The 16,882-nt window shown below is 69.7% G+C and carries 13 protein-coding genes; 5 read left to right on the top strand and 8 right to left on the bottom strand.

Going from position 1 to position 16,882, the window contains the following annotated elements:
- Positions 1 to 41: 41 nt before the first annotated feature.
- On the top strand, positions 42 to 1,391 hold the full coding sequence (locus tag NE857_RS00980; RefSeq protein WP_254419373.1) for an MATE family efflux transporter: 1,350 nt from the start codon (positions 42 to 44) through the stop codon (positions 1,389 to 1,391).
- Between the two features lie 86 nt (positions 1,392 to 1,477).
- On the opposite strand, the gene NE857_RS00975 is transcribed toward NE857_RS00980, so the two are convergent.
- The 6 genes from NE857_RS00975 to NE857_RS00950 form a co-directional block, all read right to left on the bottom strand.
- Entirely contained in the window at positions 1,478 to 2,311 is an 834-nt protein-coding gene (locus tag NE857_RS00975) for a peptidoglycan recognition protein family protein (protein WP_254419372.1), read from the bottom strand.
- Between the two features lie 209 nt (positions 2,312 to 2,520).
- Positions 2,521 to 2,967, bottom strand: coding sequence for a 50S ribosomal protein L9 (rplI, locus tag NE857_RS00970; protein WP_254419371.1), 447 nt, complete (start codon positions 2,965 to 2,967; stop codon positions 2,521 to 2,523).
- 27 nt (positions 2,968 to 2,994) lie between these two features.
- A complete protein-coding gene (gene rpsR, locus NE857_RS00965) occupies positions 2,995 to 3,231 on the bottom strand; it encodes a 30S ribosomal protein S18 (RefSeq protein ID WP_026116319.1) in 237 nt (78 codons plus the stop codon).
- Positions 3,232 to 3,345: 114 nt separating this feature from the next.
- Positions 3,346 to 3,954 carry a single-stranded DNA-binding protein gene (locus NE857_RS00960; protein ID WP_254419370.1) on the bottom strand — a complete coding sequence of 203 codons (609 nt, stop codon included), beginning with the start codon at positions 3,952 to 3,954 and terminating at the stop codon, positions 3,346 to 3,348.
- Between the two features lie 136 nt (positions 3,955 to 4,090).
- Positions 4,091 to 4,381 carry a 30S ribosomal protein S6 gene (gene rpsF, locus NE857_RS00955; protein ID WP_017579430.1) on the bottom strand — a complete coding sequence of 97 codons (291 nt, stop codon included), beginning with the start codon at positions 4,379 to 4,381 and terminating at the stop codon, positions 4,091 to 4,093.
- Between the two features lie 261 nt (positions 4,382 to 4,642).
- The gene (locus NE857_RS00950) at positions 4,643 to 6,829 is read right to left on the bottom strand and encodes a transglycosylase domain-containing protein (RefSeq protein ID WP_344010586.1); all 2,187 of its coding nucleotides are present in this window, start codon (positions 6,827 to 6,829) and stop codon (positions 4,643 to 4,645) included.
- A 1,498-nt stretch (positions 6,830 to 8,327) separates the two neighbouring features.
- Here NE857_RS00950 and NE857_RS00945 point away from each other — a divergent pair.
- On the top strand, positions 8,328 to 9,401 hold the full coding sequence (locus NE857_RS00945; protein WP_254419368.1) for an inositol-3-phosphate synthase: 1,074 nt from the start codon (positions 8,328 to 8,330) through the stop codon (positions 9,399 to 9,401).
- A 113-nt stretch (positions 9,402 to 9,514) separates the two neighbouring features.
- Positions 9,515 to 10,810, top strand: coding sequence for an MFS transporter (locus NE857_RS00940; protein WP_254419367.1), 1,296 nt, complete (start codon positions 9,515 to 9,517; stop codon positions 10,808 to 10,810).
- A 51-nt stretch (positions 10,811 to 10,861) separates the two neighbouring features.
- Here NE857_RS00940 and NE857_RS00935 read toward each other — a convergent pair whose 3' ends face one another.
- Positions 10,862 to 11,431 carry a GNAT family N-acetyltransferase gene (locus NE857_RS00935; protein WP_254419366.1) on the bottom strand — a complete coding sequence of 190 codons (570 nt, stop codon included), beginning with the start codon at positions 11,429 to 11,431 and terminating at the stop codon, positions 10,862 to 10,864.
- Positions 11,432 to 11,586: 155 nt separating this feature from the next.
- Here NE857_RS00935 and NE857_RS00930 point away from each other — a divergent pair, with 155 nt between their 5' ends.
- A complete protein-coding gene (locus tag NE857_RS00930; RefSeq protein WP_254419365.1) occupies positions 11,587 to 12,303 on the top strand; it encodes a class I SAM-dependent methyltransferase in 717 nt (238 codons plus the stop codon).
- A 41-nt stretch (positions 12,304 to 12,344) separates the two neighbouring features.
- On the opposite strand, the gene NE857_RS00925 is transcribed toward NE857_RS00930, so the two are convergent.
- On the bottom strand, positions 12,345 to 13,868 hold the full coding sequence (locus tag NE857_RS00925) for a CCA tRNA nucleotidyltransferase (RefSeq protein WP_254419364.1): 1,524 nt from the start codon (positions 13,866 to 13,868) through the stop codon (positions 12,345 to 12,347).
- A 365-nt stretch (positions 13,869 to 14,233) separates the two neighbouring features.
- Here NE857_RS00925 and NE857_RS00920 point away from each other — a divergent pair, with 365 nt between their 5' ends.
- Positions 14,234 to 16,834, top strand: coding sequence for a DUF6049 family protein (locus tag NE857_RS00920; RefSeq protein ID WP_254421832.1), 2,601 nt, complete (start codon positions 14,234 to 14,236; stop codon positions 16,832 to 16,834).
- Positions 16,835 to 16,882: the final 48 nt, after the last annotated feature.

Raw genomic sequence — 16,882 nt, 5'->3', positions numbered from 1 at the left:
ACAGCGGGACTCGAACGCCTGTCCGGTACTGTGGCTCCGTCATGGCAACTCTGCTCTCGGCGGCCCCCTTCCGGCACCGTCACGACCGTGAGATCTTCGCTCTCGCCGTCCCCACGTTCTTCGCGCTCATCGCCGAACCCCTCTTCCTGCTCACCGACTCCGCGATCGTCGGCAGCCTGGGCACCCAGGCCTTGGCCGGACTCGGAATCGCCGGGCAGGTCCTGCTGACCCTGGCCGCGGTGTGCGTCTTCCTCGCCTACGGAACCACCGCCGCGGTGGCGCGCAGGTTCGGCGCCGGTGACATCCCCGGCGGTGTCCGGGACGGGGTACACGGGCTCTGGCTCGCGATCCTGCTCGGGATCGCCGCGATCGGGATCGGCTGGCCGCTGGGCCCGTGGATGATCGATCTCCTGGGTGCCTCGCCAGAGGTCACCCCCTACGCGCTCACCTACCTGCGGATCAGCCTGCTGAGCACACCGTTCCTGCTGATCGTCATGGCCGGGACCGGGGTGCTGCGCGGTCTTCAGGACGCCCGGACCCCGCTGCTGGTGGCGGTCGCCACCTACATCGGCAACGCCGTGCTGTGCGCGCTCTTCGTGTTCGTGTTCGACTGGGGCATCGCCGGTTCGGCCTGGTCGACGGTACTCGCCCAGGGGGCGGGCGCGTTCTGGTACGTGGCCGTGATCGCCCGGTCGGCCCGGCGTGAGGGCGTCTCCCTCCTGCCGACCCTGACCGGGCTGCGCGCCTCGGCCTCGGCCGGTTTCGCGCTGTTCCTGCGCAGTGTGTCGATGCGCGTGGTAGCGCTGGTGACCACCGCCGTCGCGGCCCGGCTCGGTGACGAGTCGATCGCCGCGCACCAGGTCAGCTACAATATCTGGGCCCTGCTGGTGTTCGCGATGGACGCCATCGCCATCGCCGGGCAGTCGATCGTGGGCCGCTACCTCGGCGCCGGTGACGTGCGCGGGACCAAGGACTCCACCCGCCGTATGGTCGAGTGGGGTGTGATGTCCGGGCTCGTGTTCACCGCTGTGGTGTTCCTCGTCCTGCCCTGGGCTCACATCCCCTTCACCTCGGATCCGCGGGTGGCCTCGCTGATCATGGCCTCCCTCGTGGTGGTGGCGCTGATGCAGCCGCTCAGCGGGGTGACGATGGTGCTGGACGGCGTCCTCATGGGCGCCGGTGACCAGCGCTACCTGGCCTGGGCGTCCCTGTGGACGATGCTCGCCTACCTGCCGTTCGCCCTGGTCATCCCCCGGCTCGCGACCTCCGAGGTGGGGGGCCTGGTGGGGCTGTGGATCGCCTTCGCCGTGTGGATCCTGGCCCGCGCCCTCACCCTGGGCCTGCGCGCCCGCGGCGAGGTCTGGCTGGTCACCGGCGCGACCAGGCACTGAGGCGTTCGGGCGCCGGAGAAACAGCAAACCGCCCCTGCGGCGGGGAGCAGGGACGGTTCTCGGCTTCGTCGGATCAGCTTCTACTGCTAGTAAGACGTGTCCAGGTCTCCGATGGCGGGGCCGTGGTAGAAGGTCGCGACCCGCTCGGAGGTCGGGACGGCCGGATAGGTCGGCAGCTCCTCCAGGGTCAGTTCCCGGCCGACGTGCCTGCTCAGGTGGCTGAGCTGTTCGCGCAGCCTGTTCCCCACGTCGTCGCGCAGCTTGGGCAGCATCGAGTAGAGCTTGTCGCCCGGGCAGTTGGTGGCGTTGTAGTCGCGGTGCCCCACGATCGCCTCCTGCGGGTCCAGGCGGTACACGAGGCACAGCCAGGCGCAGGTACTGACCAGGGAGGACATGAGCGCCCCGGGCGGGGTCGCCGAGGAGTAGGTCCCCTCGTTCTCGATCCCGATCGTGTGCGAGTTGTGGTTGGCGGTGTGCGCGCCGATCACGTGCCCGCCTTCACGGATCGCCTGGAGCGACTTGTCGCGGCCCTCCATGATGTGTCCGCCGCGACTGATCGTGAGCTGCTGCCCGGTGTCGCTCCACCCGTTGCTGTCCATGTGATAGCGCTGGATGGCCCTGGACAGCGCGGCGGCGTGACTGGTCGACATGTCGGACACGTTCCCGGTCGCGGTGTGGTGCACGACGATGTGGGTCGGCCCCTGCGCCCGTAGCGCGATGTTCGTCTTGGGAGCGCGGGCCCCCCAGTCAGCCCGGGTGTACACCTTGGGTATCGCCGCGGCGGAGGCCTGGCTCGCCACCGACACACCGAACGCCCCGCCCAAAAGCGCTCCCCCGGCGGCCAGAGCGGCACCTCGAAGCATCGTCCTGCGGTCCACCCCCAGGGGGTGGTCGGTTGTGGGTCGTCTCTCAACGGCCATCGGTATGCTGTCCTCTCCGTGCGGAGCATCGCGGGACGCGACGCAACACAGGGAACACGCTAGATTACAAAGAGTAATCAAAGGGTGGTTTTCAGTACTTCGGCGTGTTCCGAAAAGGCCCGCTCCGGGCAAACGAAAAGCCCCGCCCCTCCGAAGAGGGACGGGGCCAAGCGACCGGAACGGTCAGCGCGAGGCTAGGGAGACAAACCCTAGGCGCCGACGATGTCCAGCTTGATCGTCGCGGCGACCTCGGGGTGCAGGCGGACCTGGACCTTGTGGGCACCGACGGACTTGATCGGGGTCTTGATCTCGATCCGGCGCTTGTCCAGCTCGGGACCGCCGGTGGCCTTGACGGCCTCGACGATGTCCCCGGGCGTGACCGAACCGAACAGACGACCACCCTGACCGGCGCGCTGCTTGAGGCGCACGTTCAGCGCACCGACCTGGCCGGCGACCTGCTGGGCCTCGTCCAGGGTGCGGATGTCACGCGCCTTGCGGGCACGCTGGATCAGGTCGATCTGCTTCTGACCGCCGCGGGTCCACCGAATGGCGAACCCTCGGGGCAGCAGGTAGTTGCGACCGTAACCGTTCTTCACCTCGACGACATCGCCGGGGGCTCCGAGACCGTTGACCTCGTGGGTCAAAATCAGCTTCACGACAAAAACCTCCCTCGGATATCGCCGCTAGCGAGCGGTGCTGGTGTAGGGCAGCAGGGCCACCTCGCGCGCGTTCTTGATCGCCGTGGCGACGTCGCGCTGGTGCTGCGTGCAGTTGCCGGTCACCCGACGGGCACGGATCTTGCCGCGCTCGGAGATGAACTTACGGAGAAGCGTGGTGTCCTTGAAGTCGATGTAGGACTGCTTCTCCTGGCAGAAGAGGCAAACCTTCTTCTTGGGCTTGCGCGCTGCCGGCTTAGCCATCGTGGTGCTCCTTCGCAAGAGCCCCGGGGTCTTCCCGGGGATGGGCTGGGACAAATGAAAGGTGACTCGGTCCCGGGTGGAACCGGGTCGGGTGTTACGTGGGGTGGACGCCGTCTAGAACGGGGGCTCGTCGGAGAATCCTCCGCCGTTACCGCCACCGAATCCGCCGCCGCCACCGCCGTTGGTCGCCCACGGGTCGTCGGCCGGGGCACCACCGCGGCCGCCCTGGCCGCCCTGGTTGCCACCGAATCCGCCGCCCTGGTTCCCGTAGCCGCCGCCCTGGGGCTGTCCGCCCTGGGGCTGGCCGCCACCGAATCCGCCGCCGCCCTGATTGCCGCCGAATCCGCCGCCACCCTGGCGCTGCGTCTTCGTCACCTTGGCGGTGGCGCTACGCAGGGCCGGGCCGACCTCTTCGACGTCGATCTCGTAGACGGTCCGCTTCTCACCCTCGCGGGTCTCGAAGGACCGCTGCTTCAGACGACCCTGCACGATGACGCGCATGCCGCGCTGAAGGCTCTCGGCCACGTTCTCCGCGTACTGACGCCAGACGGTGCAGGAGAGGAACATGGACTCTCCGTCCTTCCACTCCCCCGACTGCTTGTCGAAGGTGCGGGGCGTCGAGGCCACACGGAAGTTGGCGACCGCGGCTCCACTGGGCGTGAAGCGCAGTTCAGGGTCGTCGACCAGGTTGCCGACGAGCGTGATCTGGGTTTCGCCTGCCATGGATCGGCTCCGGTTCGAGATAGTTCGGGATCAGGCGGTTTCGCCTGCTCCACGCATCATCCACGTCCCTAGAGACAGAACAGTCCCGAGGAAAGAATCGGACGTGCGGGGTCAGGGGGTCGGGGCACCGGGGTGCCTAGTGAACCTCGGGACGCAGAACCTTGGTACGGAGCACGGCCTCGGCGATGCCGAGCTGACGGTCGAGCTCCTTGACCGTCTCGGGCTTGGCGGTCAGGTCGATGACCGCGTAGATGCCCTCGGAGTTCTTGTTGATGTCGTAGGCGAGACGACGCTTGCCCCAGATCTCCGTCTTCTCGACCGAGCCACCGTCGTTGCGCACGACGGCCAGGAAGTTCTCCAGCGACGGGGCGACGGTGCGCTCGTCGAGGTTCGGGTCGAGGATGACCATGATTTCGTAACGACGCATAAGCGTACGTTCCTCCTCTGGACTGTTGCGGCCATGGAATCTCCATGGCAGGAGGGCAGGAGCCCGGCGCGGGCGCCGCCCCGGCAGGACCGGGAAGCACCGCACGGGCTCTGAGCCATACGGGAACCAAGGTTACCAGCAGCGGAATACCACCGGTGCGGGGTTGTGGACAACGACCGAGGGCCGGTGTCGGCGGGTCTCCCCCGCCGGCCACCGGCCCTCGTCCGTGCTGCCTGCTACCTGCTGCCTGCTGCCTGTAGGTCAGTCCCTCGGCCTGATCAGGCTGTTGTTGTTGCCGGAGTTGTTCTGGTCACCGCCGTCCGGGGGACCGGGGATGCCCGGCTGACCGTCGTCCTCGTCGCAGTGGTCCGGACGGATCCAGCCGTCGCACTCGTCCGGCTGCTCGGTTTCGTCCTCGCCCTGGCACTCGCGGTCCCACCACTCGCACTCCTCCTCGGGCAGCTCCGTCGGCTCCTCGCTGGGCTCCTCGCTGGGCTCCTCGGCGGGCTCCTCGCTGGGCTCCTCGCTGGGCTCCTCGCTCGGGGACGGGGTCGGGAGGAACCTCCTGTCCTCGCCCACCCACTGCGGGGCCGGGAACTGGCGCTGCTCCTGACCCTCCATGGCGACCTCCATGAAGGCCTTCCAGACCTTCGCGGAGGTGGTACCGCCGAAGACGTCGCCGAACTCGGGGCCGAAGTCCAACGAATCAGTGGCGTTGGCCCGGCTCAGCCCGACCGCGGTGGACAGCTGCGGTGTGTATCCCACGAACCAGGCCGACACGGCGTCAGAGGAGGTTCCGGTCTTACCAGCCACCGGGCGTCCGTCGTCGAGGGCGGCGTTACCCGCACCGCCTTCGAGCACCGCCTGCTGCATGGCGTACGTGGCGTCGGCGGCGACCCCCTGCGAGAGGACCTCCTCACCTCTCTCGAGCTCGTCCGCGTCATCCGGGGTGATGACGCTTCCGTCGGCGCGCTTCACCTCGGTGACCATGTGCGCCGGGAAGTGCCTGCCCTCGGCGGCGAAGGTCGCGTAGCCGCTGGCCATGTCGAGCGCGTTCACCTGGTGGGTGCCCAGGGCGATGAGCGGACCGACCGTTGAGGTGGTCTGCCGATCCGGGTGCACGCCCATCTGGACCGCGAGCTCGTCCACGCGGGACTCGCCGACCTCGATCGCCAGCTCCACGAAGCTGGTGTTCACCGAATCGGCCGTGGACTGGATCAGGTCGACCTCGCCGTAGTCCCGGTCGCCCGAGTTGATCACCGGATTGGCCAGACCCTGGTATTCCTGGCCGCTGTCGCCGTCGAACTGACTGCGCAGGCCGATCCCGTCCGAAAGGGCCCGGGCCAGCACGTAGGGCTTGTAGGCCGATCCCGCCTGTGCCTGGTGCACCAGGGAGTTGTTGATCACCGTGGCGACGTCGGGACCGCCGTTGAAGGCCACGATCTGCCCCGTTTCCGGGTCGACCGCGGTCAGACCGTGCATGGTGTCCTCGGCCGCGCTCTCGGGCAGGACGTTGAAGGCCTCCTCCGCGGCGTCCATCAGGTCGGGTTCCAGGGAGGTCTGGATGACCAGGCCCTTGGTGGCGATGTCGGCACCGGTGACCTGTGAGCCCTCGTAACGGCGCTCGACCTCGTTGATCACGGCCTGGCGGACGTAGCCCAGCTTGGGGTCGTCCAGACTGGCGGGCTCGTAGTCGATGATGCTGTCCGGGATATCCAGCTTGTTCGCCTCGGCCTCGGGCAGGCCGCGCTCGCCGCCGGTGTTCTCGTACATCGCGGCCAGCTGGCGCTGGACGTAGGGCCAGCGCTCCTTCTCCAGGTAGTTGGCGGTCCAGGAGTCCGGTTCGGGGTTCTCGAAGTTGCTGGGCATCTGGATGATGATGCCGAGGTAGGCGCCCTCGGCCCGGTCCAGTTCACTCACGCTCTTACCGAAGTACTCCTGGGCGGCCATCTCGATGCCGGAGGCGCCGCGGCCGAAGTAGATCGTGTTGAGGTAGGTGGTGAGGATCTCGTCGGGTTCGAGTTGCTGGCTCAACTTGATCGCGATGAAGATCTCGCGGATCTTACGGGTCAGCGGCGGCTCACCGTCGAGCTCGGAGTAGTAATTACGCGCCATCTGCTGGGTGATGGTCGAACCACCGCCCGCCTCGCCCCGGGACAGGACCGCGCGGCCGATGCCCTTGAGGTTGATGCCCGGGTCCTCGTAGAAGGTGGCCTGCTCGGCGGCGAGCACGCCGTCGATGACCTCCTCCGGGATGTCCTCGCGCGTGATCGCCACACGCTTGACCTCACCGGTGGTGAGCGCGACCTCGCCGGTCTCCTCGTCGCCCTGGGCCGCCCACATGATCTGGGTGGCCGAAGCGTCCTTCTCCGCGTTGCGCGCGAGCTCCTTCTCGTCGGGAGCCATGGCGTACAGCACCGCGAAGGCGGCCACGCCGCCGATGATCATCAGGCCGAAGACGGCCAGCGCGGGCTTCCAGGCCTTGGACAGGAAGCGCTTCCACCAGGGACGGTCGTCCGGCTCGCCCTGGCGGGGGCGACGGCGTCCGCCGCCACCGCCGCGGCCGCCGGAGCCAGCGGCGGCACGGCCGCCCTGGCGGCGGCCCTCGGAGCGGGCTCCGTGTTCACGGTCCCGGGGGTCGCGGGGGCCGGACGAGCGGCGGCGTCCGCCGGCGCGGGGGTCGTCCGGGCGGCGACGGGGGCGTTCGCCGTCCTCCGGGCGGCGGGGGCGCTGGCCGTCGGGGCGGCGGCGCGGCCGGTCACCGTCTTCGGGGCGGCGCCGGCGCTCGCCGTCGGGGCGGCGGGGCCGCTCTCCCTCGGCGCGGCGGCGTCCGCCCTCGGGGCGGGGGCGCCCTTCGGAACGGGCTCCGTCCTCAGGGGGGCGGGTTCTGCGGGAGCGCGGGGCGGGCTGGTCGTCTCCCCAGAAACCGTCCTCGGAATCAGGTCGGCGTCGGCCGCCCGCACGCTCTTCCCGGGGCGGGCCCGTAGCCCTGCGCCTTCCGCCGTCGCCGCGCGAACCGTCGTCCGGGCCCTCAGCCCGGCGACGGCCGCCTTCGGCATTCCGTCGTCGTTCGGTACTCACGTGGTCCTCGATTGCCTCTCACGGCCGATCGGCCTGACGATTCCTTGGTGGAAACGGGGGTCGGTCCCCCTGGGGGATCGGTGATTCGCGACCTGTGGTGGTGAACCGGCGCGGCTCAGAGGCCGGTTCGGCCTGCTTCCACCGCTGTTGCCTGTCGTTCAAGGCTTGATAAAGAGACGCCCAGCCGGGGGCGAAGGTTTTCAACAGGTCGCGAAGACGTTAGCCGCTACTTCCTCCTGATCGTTGGCCTGCGGGAGCGCCGCCCCTGTCCCGTCGGTGTTCTGGGTCGACGGGAACGTCGCCGCGGCAGTGGCTTCGTTGGGGGCCTGTACCGGCCGCGCACGCAAATCAAGGGTCACGTTAGGGCGAGCGAACGGTATAGCACAACCCACGCGCGAGGGTATCGCGCACTTTGGAAGTCCTCGTCACCCTCTGCCAGGAACCTCCGGTCCCCGCAGTTCAGCGACTACGCGACCGGCGGGAGACGGACATGTGATCGCGCTCACTCGATATGTGCGGGGGCGCGTCGTCCCTGTTCGGCGGTGTCCGTGTGACATTGCGCGCGAACCTCCCGGCGCACGAGCGGCTCCGTGGTCACTACCGGTCATCCCAGACACCCTGGCTCCACCGGCCACATGCGTTCCCACCACGAAGCAAAGATAGAGTCACAGCAGAACAAACCAGCCAGACATGCACAGTTCTCCCCCGTAGCCGACGGCCGCGAGGGGGAACAGAACCGCGGTGCGCGCTGCTGACCACATACGGAATACGAACGCAGGATGACGAGACCCGGACCGCCGTCGGCGCGGGCCCGTCGCCGTGCGCTGTGGAATCCACGTTCGCGGAGAAGAAGGAGCAAGGACCAATGGGTTCGGTACGTGTAGCCGTCGTGGGCGTCGGCAACTGTGCGGCGTCGCTCGTCCAGGGTGTGCAGTACTACAAGGACGCCGACCCGGAGTCCCGGGTTCCCGGCCTGATGCATGTCCAGTTCGGCCCGTACCACGTGAGCGACATCGAGTTCGTCGCCGCCTTCGACGTGGACGCCAAGAAGGTCGGCCACGACCTGGCCGAGGCCATCGTCGCGAGCGAGAACAACACCGTCAAGATCTGCGACGTCCCGCCGACCGGCGTGACCGTCATGCGCGGCCCGACCTACGACGGCCTGGGCAAGTACTACCGCGAGATGATCCAGGAGTCCCCCGAGGACGCCGTGGACGTCGTCGCCGCTCTGAAGGCCACCGAGGCCGACGTCCTCGTCTCCTACCTCCCGGTGGGTTCCGAGGAGGCGGACAAGTTCTACGCCCAGTGCGCCATCGACGCCGGTGTGGCCTTCGTCAACGCGCTCCCGGTGTTCATCGCCTCCGACCCCGAGTGGGCCGAGAAGTTCACCAGGGCGGGCGTGCCGATCATCGGCGACGACATCAAGTCGCAGATCGGCGCCACCATCACCCACCGGGTGCTGTCCAAGCTGTTCGAGGACCGGGGCGTGGTCGTGGACCGCACCTACCAGCTGAACTTCGGCGGCAACATGGACTTCAAGAACATGTTGGAGCGCGAGCGCCTGGAGTCAAAGAAGGTCTCCAAGACCCAGTCGGTCACCTCGCAGATCCCGCACGAGCTCAAGGCCGGTTCGGTGCACATCGGCCCGTCGGACCACGTGCCGTGGCTGGACGACCGCAAGTGGGCCTACATCCGCCTTGAGGGCCGCGCCTTCGGTGACGTCCCGCTGAACCTGGAGTACAAGCTCGAGGTGTGGGACTCCCCGAACTCCGCGGGCATCATCATCGACGCCGTGCGCGCCGCGAAGATCGCCAAGGACCGCGGCATCGGCGGCCCGATCCTGGAGCCCTCCTCCTACTTCATGAAGTCGCCGCCGGAGCAGTACAGCGACGCCGAGGCGCACGACAAGGTCGAGAGGTTCATCGCGGGCGAGCAGTAAGCAGCGGCTCGCCCAGCGAGCGTTGGCGCGAAGAGCGCTACAGCGGTGCGTCCGCCCGGGGCCGCCACGGCCCCGGGCGGTCCGCGTTGCCCCGGACGGCCTAATCTGAGGGCGTGTCCTTCTTCGGTGATCTGCGCGTGGTCCTCCAGGGGGCCCGGTTCCGCCGGCTGTTCGGTACCCGGTTGGTCTCCCAGTTCTCCGACGGGATCTACCAGGCCGGACTGGCCGGTTTCGTCTTCTTCAACCCCGAACAGCACACGGGGGCCGGGGAGGTCGCCGCGGCCTTCGCCGTCCTACTCCTCCCCTTCTCCGTGGTCGCCCCGTTCGCGGGTGTGCTCATCGACCGGTGGCCCCGCCGCCAGGTCCTTCTGCTGTCGTCCCTGTTCAAGGCCGTTCTGGCCACGGTGACGGCGCTCCTGGTCGCCAACGGCGAGGGGCCCGCGTTCTTCGTCGCGGCCCTGCTCGTGCTGAGCGTCAACCGCTTCTTCCTGTCCGGGCTCTCCGCGGGCCTGCCCTACGTGGTGCCCCGGGACAAGCTGATGATGGCCAACGCGGTGACTCCCACCTGCGGAACAGTGGCGAGTTCGCTCGGTACCGGCGTGGGCCTGGCCATCGGCATGATCGGCGGCGAGGCGGCGCTGGGCACCGGGACGATCCTGTTCGTGGCCGCGCTGGGCTTCGCCGCCGCCGCGCTGGTGTCACTCACCCTGCGGTACCGGGAGCTGGGCCCGCACCTGGAGGAGGAGACCGAGGAGGTCCGGGCCGCGCTGCGCAACGTGGTCAAGGGCATGGCCACCGGGGTCCGCCACATCTGGGATCGGGTGCCCGCCCGGGACGGCCTGCTCACCATCGGCGGCCACCGGGTGCTCTTCGGCATCTCCACGCTGCTGACGATGCTGCTGTACAACAACACGTTCACCGGCGGCGGTGTCGCCGGGATCGCCGGTTTCTCGGTGGCGGCGGGCCTGCTCGCCCTCGGCTTCTTCCTCGGTGCGGTGGCCACCCCGGCGGCGACCGCGCGGATCAGCGAGAGCGCGTGGATCGCGTCCCTGCTCGCCTCGGCCGCCGTGGCGCTGCTGCTCTTCGGTCTGCCCTTCTCCGCTGCCCTGTTCCCGGTGGCCGCGTTCGTGCTGGGCTTCGTCTCCCAGGCGGTGAAGGTCACTGTCGACACGTTGGTTCAGCGACATGTCGACGATGCTTTCCGCGGCCGGGTGTTCTCGGTCTACGACGTGCTGTTCAACGCCACGTTCGTCCTGGGAGCGGGGCTGACCGCCGGCCTGGTACCGCAGTCCGGCGTGAGCGTGCCGGTGGTGGGCGGCATGATCCTCGCCTACCTGCTGTTGAGCGCCGCCTGGACCGTCCGCGCCCGCCGCCTGTCCAGTCGCCCCACCGAACACGAGCCGGTCTAGCAAGGGAAGAGCCCACTCACCAGACCCCGGGGGATCTGTCGACTTGTCCGTCTATCCCCTTGTGTCCTTGTCGCCTGCCGCGTCTGCGGCGCTTCCTCCCGCGACGGCCTCGTCAGCGGTGGTCTTCCGGTAGACGCGCAGGCCGCGGGACTCGTAGTTGGCCAGAGCGTGCTCGCCGTCCAGGGAGCAGGTGTGCAGCCACACCCTGCGGGTGGGCTCGCGGTCGGTCCTGCGGGAGGCGAGGTCCCAGGCGTGGCGAAGGGCCTCGGTGAGCATGTGACCGCCCAGGCCCCGGCCGAGGAAGCCCGGTAGGAGACCGAAGTAGACGACCTCGACCGCACCCTCGGGCTGGGCCTCCAGTTCGGCGTAGCCCGCCGGGGTGCCGCGGTCGTGGAGGACCCAGATCTCGACCTCGGGGCGCTCCATCCGGTCGCGCCACTCCTGGTCGGTCCAGGGGTTCCGGTCGATCCACCGGTAGTCGCGGCCGACCGTCTCGTAGAGGAACCGGAGGAGCTCCGGGCTGGGCACCTCCGCCCGGACGAAGCGCACGTCGCCCTCGGGCTCGCGCCCGGGCTTCAGCTCGGCGGGGTCGGTCATCTCCAGGTACCAGGTGGTGTTCATCGCGCCATCCTCCCACCGGCTGCGGGGCGCTCCATGGTCAGGTGGACGGAGCCGGGACAGGCGACGTATCGACATGTCGCCGCATCGATCCGTAATTAAAGCGTCACCTGATGTAGTGTCCCCCGCAGGTATTCATAGAGCGGGGGATGGTGGCCATGGGCGAAGGTTGCGGACTCGGTGAACCCTCGGACGCCTTCGGGGTCCGGGCGGTCGCCAGGCGGGTCGGGGCGGTGCGTCGCCAGTTGCCCGTACGCGGGGACCGGCTGCTCGACGTCGGTTGCCGGGACGGCGACCACGCCCTCGCGCTCGCCGGAGGGTATGTGCGGGTGGACGCCGTCGACGTCGACCCCGAGCGACTCAACGCCCTGGGCGCGCGCATCGCCGGGACCCCGCTGGAGGACCACGTCGGCGTGCACAAGATGTCCGCCGAGGCGCTGGCCTTCGACGCCAACACCTTCGACCGGGTCACCGCCTTCGACGTGGTGGAGCACCTCGACGACCTGGAGGGCGCGCTGGCCGAGGTCCACCGGGTACTCAGGCCCGGCGGCGCGTTCTCGCTGACCACCTCCAACCGGTGGTTCCCGTTCGAGCGGAACGGGGTCCGGTGGGGAGAGCGGCAGCGTTCCGGGCTGACGGCGCCGTTCCTGCCCTGGGTTCGGCCGCTGCACGAGCGTATGTCGCACGCGCGGTCCTTCAGCAGCCAGGAGCTCGGCCGCCTGTTGCGCGGTCACGGCCTGCGGGTGCGCGCGATCGACTACCTCATGCCCTCTGTCCCTGAGGCCCTCCAGGGCGCTTCGGGGGCTCTGGAGGGCACACCGCTACGGGTCTTCGGCGCGGCGATGGCGGTCACCGCGGTCAAACCCGGTCTCTGAGCCGGGCCCGGTATCCGAACCGCTCCGGCCCGCTCCGCCGGTTACTTCTCCTGGCGGCCTTCCTGCTCCAGGTGCTCGGCCGCCCAGGAGCGCAGCTCGGCGACGACCTTCTCCTTCTCCATGGGGCCGTTCTCCAGACGCAGCTCCAGGAGGTACCGGTAGGCCTTGCCCACCAGCGGACCGGGTTTGACGCCCAGGATCTCCTGGATCTCGTTGCCGTCTAGGTCGGGCCGGATCCGGTCCAGCTCCTCCTGCTCGGCGAGCTCGGAGATACGGCGCTCCATGTCGTCGTAGGACCGGGCCAGCGCGGCGGCCTTGCGCCGGTTGCGGGTGGTGCAGTCGGCGCGGGTCAGGATGTGCAGCCGCTCCAGCTGGTCCCCGGCGTCGCGGGCGTAGCGGCGCACCGCCGAATCCGTCCACTCGCCCTTGCCGTAGCCGTGGAACCGCAGGTGCAGCGCGACCAGCGTGCTCACGTTGGCGGTCACGTCCTTGGGGAAGCGCAGCGCGTTCATCCGCTTGCGGCTCATCGACGCGCCGACGACCTCGTGGTGGTGGAAGGTCACCCGGTTGCCGCCCTCGAAGGCGCGGGTCCTGGGCTTGCCGATGTCGTGCAGCAGGGCGGCCAGGCGCAGGACGAGGTCGGGCTCGTGGCCGCGCTTGCGCTCCAGGTCCATGGCCTGGTCCAGGACGGTGAGCGAGTGCTCGTAGACGTCCTTGTGCCGGTGGTGCTCGTCGATCTCCAGCCGCATCTTGGGGATCTCGGGCATGACGTGCTCGGCGATGCCCAGGTCCACCATGAGCTCGATACCTCGGCGGGGGTCAGGGCTGAGCATGAGCTTGATGAACTCGTCGCGCACGCGCTCGGCCGAGACGATGGCGAGCCGGTCCGCCATGTTCCGGGCGGCCTCGGCCACCTCGGGTGCCAGGGAGAAGCCGAGCTGGGCGGCGAAGCGGACCGCGCGCATGATGCGCAGCGGGTCGTCGCTGAAGGAGTCCTCGGGGCGGCCCGGGGTCCGCAGCACCTTGGCCCGCAGGTCCTCGAGGCCGCCGAAGGGGTCCACGAACTCCTGGCTGGGCAGGCGCACCGCCATCGCGTTGACGGTGAAGTCACGGCGCAGCAGGTCGTCGTGGATGTTCGTGCCGTAGGACACCTCGGGCTTGCGGGACTTGGGCGAGTAGTCCTCGCTGCGGTAGGTGGTGATCTCCAGCTGGAGTCCGCGCTTGCGCAGACCCACGGTGCCGAACTCGATGCCGACGGTCCACACGGAGTCCGCCCAGCCGTCGATCAGTTCCAGGATGCGCTGGGGCACCGCGTCCGTGGTGAGGTCCACGTCGTTGGAGGCGCGTCCGAGCAGCGCGTCGCGGACCGGCCCGCCCACGACGGCGAGCTGCTGGTCGTGTGAGTCGAAGCGGTCGCCCAGTTCCTCCGCGACGGGTTGGATCGAGTCGACCAATGCGGTGACCGCCGCCCGCTGCGCACCGCTGAGTGCGCCCGCGGACGTGTTCACCTGGGCGGACGGGTCCTGGGCAGCGTCGTTCTCACGCGAAAACTCTGTGTTCGGCACACCACGCAGGTTAGGCGGCCCCACGGGGTGACCGCGAATCAATTCGGTGCGACGGAGACCCTTTCGATACGCCCGCGGGGCCGTGGCGGCTCTGGTGCGGAACCCCCGGTGGATGAAAGGGTGGGCCGACCACGTCCCGCGAACAACGGGTCGGACCAGAACCGGGGTTCGGGGAACGCGGTATCTTCGGGTGGAGTGGTGGCACGTCACGGTCAGTCCGAGGCCACCAGCCCCGCTTCCGCCAAGCGCGCCGCGCGGGCACCCCGACCGACCCCGCCCCACCTTCCGTATCCCTGGCGGGACGGACACCTGGACCCGAATCAGGAAACCAAGCGTTGCGTCGAACTGCTTCCGCGGCCGCGGTCATGGCCATGACCGCCGCTCTGCTTCCGATACCGGCCACCCTCTCGTCCGCATCGGCGGAGCCCGAGGAGGAGGGGTCGGCGGCCCCGCTCGTCGTGGAACGGATCACCCCGGACACCATCGGTGAGGACAGCACCCTGCGGGTGGCGGGCGAGGTGACCAACACCACCGGAGAGACCGTCGAGGACGTCACCGTCCGCATGCGGTACTCCAGACACCCCTTCACCTCCCGCGACGAGCTGGACAAGTTCGCCACCGGTGAGGACTGGCAGCCCAACGCCTCCGGGCCGGATGAGGAGTTCGACGGCGAGCTGGTGCCGGACGGCACCCTGGAGTACTCGCTGAGCACCCCGGTCGAGGACCTCGGCCTGAGCTCCTACGGGGTGTACCCCATGATCATCGAGGCGGTCGACGGCGACGGCGACGCCCTCGGCGCGCAGTACACCTTCCTCCCCTACACCGCCGACTCCGACGAGGACGACGTCCCGTCGGTGGACCTGGCGTGGGTCTGGCCGCTGATGGACGACCCCCAGCGGGCCGACGACGACACCTTCCTCAGCGACGACCTCCACGGCTCCGTCGGCGCCGGGGGACGGCTGGGACGCCTACTCGAGTCCGGCGCGCAGGTCCCCCTGTCCTTCGAGGCCGGGGACGAGGACCTGATCGAGGAGCTGGGCCTGGAGGAGGCGCAGGCCCCGGAGGAGGTCCCGGCCGAGAACGCCACCGCCGAGGAGGACGCCGACTCGCTCACCCCCGAGGAAGACGAGGGGGACGAGGACGAGAACGGCGAGGACGCCGAGGCTTCGGACGAGGAGGGCGAGGCCCCGCCGGCCCGGACCGAGGGCATCCCGGTGACCTGGGCGGTCGACCCCAGCACACTGGACGACATCCTCCGGATGGCCACGGCGGAGCACGAGGTGATCGAGGACCTCCTCACGGACCCGGCCGAGGAGCCGGTCCGACACACGCAGGACCCGCACACGGCCGCCCAGGTATGGCTGCGCGAGGCCCGCGAGGTCCTGGCCGCGGACACCGTGGTGGCCTCCCCCTACGCCAACACCGACCTGGCCGCTCTGCTGCGCAACGACATGAACTCCGACGCCCAGGCCTCGCTGCGGCTCGGGCAGGAGGCCCTGGCGCGTTCGCTCGGGCTCTCGGCCGACGACCGGTTCGCGGTTCCGGCCGAGGGGATCATGGAGGAGAACGTCCAGGAGCTGTTCACCGAGAACGGCGCCCACCGCTTCCTGCTGAACGAAGAGGCCGTCCCGCCCGCCTCCTGGATCTCCACCACCCCCACCGCACAGGCCCCGCTCCCCGCGAGCGGCGACGAGGCCGAGGGCGAGGAGCCCTACGCCCTGGTCTCCGACTCCGGCCTGACCGACGTGCTCTCCATGCCCTCGTGGGAGCCCGGCGAGTCCACCCTGGCCCTCCAGCGCTTCGCCGCCGAGACCGCGATGATCGCCGGGGAGAGCACCGGCGACGACCGCGTGGTCATCGCCGCGCCCGCGCCCGGCTGGGACCCCAGCCCCGAATTCGCCGCGGGCGTCCTGGACGCCACCGCCAGCCTCCCCTGGCTCTCCCCCGAGCGCCTGGACCGGGTGGAGCTGTCCGACGCCGAGGACCGCGAGGAGACCCGCAAGGGGCTGACCTACCCGGACCACGCCTACGGCGACGAGCTCAGCTCCACCTACCTCGGCCAGATCGAGGACGTCGGCCGGGACGTGCGCCTGTTCAACAGCATCCTGGTCGGCGACAGCGATCCCTTCCGCCCGGCGCTCGTGCGCCTGGAGTCGGTGTACTGGCGCGATCGCGAGGCGATGGCCGGGGCCACCCGCGCCCTGGTGGGCCGGAGCGTGCAGAGCCGGCGGGAGGACGTGCGCGTCATCCCGGGCGACCCGGTCACCCTGGCCAGCAGCACCGGAACCACGGGTGTGCTCGTGGCCAACGACCTCGAGGACGAGGCCGTCTACGTCTATCTGTCCCTGTACTCGGAGAACTCCGAGCGGCTGAGCATCGGCGAGTACACGCACCACTTCGAGATCGCGCCCGGGGCCAGGACCACGGTCTACGTACCGCTGTCGGCCCGGATCAACGGCAGCACGAACGTGCAGGTCAGTCTGCAGAACGCAGCGGGCGAGCCGATCAGCTCGCAGGACACCGTGATCCAGGTGAACGCCACCGGCCTGGGTACCCAGGCGCTGCTGATCAGCGGGATCGGCCTGTTGATCCTGATCGCGGCCCTGGCGCCCCGCGCGCTGCGCAAGTGGGCCCGCAAGCAGGCGGCCAAGGCCAACGCCACCGCGGCTGCGGCTACGGCTACGGCCAAGGACGGCGACGGCGACGGCGACGGCGACGGCGACGCCAAGGACACCGAGGAATCCGAAGCCGCCGAGGACGCCGAGACCAAGGCCGAAAGCACCGGAACCGCGGAGCCTGCGGAGCCCGGGGGAAGAGGATCCGAGGCCCCCGGGGCGGAGGAGACCTCCGCCGGGGCCGGCTCCGACGAGGACACGGACACTCCCCGGGGAGCCGAGCCGGACACCCCCGCCGGTACGGAGCCGGACAGCGGGAGCCGACCGGACGGCAGCGGCGCCGGTAAGTGACCGCCACCTCTTGATCCGCGGCGCCGCCCCCGCGGCGCCGCGGCACGA

It is taken from the genome of Nocardiopsis exhalans (assembly GCF_024134545.1).
In the GTDB taxonomy this organism is placed as follows: Bacteria; Actinomycetota; Actinomycetes; order Streptosporangiales; family Streptosporangiaceae; genus Nocardiopsis; species Nocardiopsis exhalans.
Note: the sequence above shows the minus strand (reverse complement) of the source record. Positions and strands in the feature narration are given on the sequence as shown.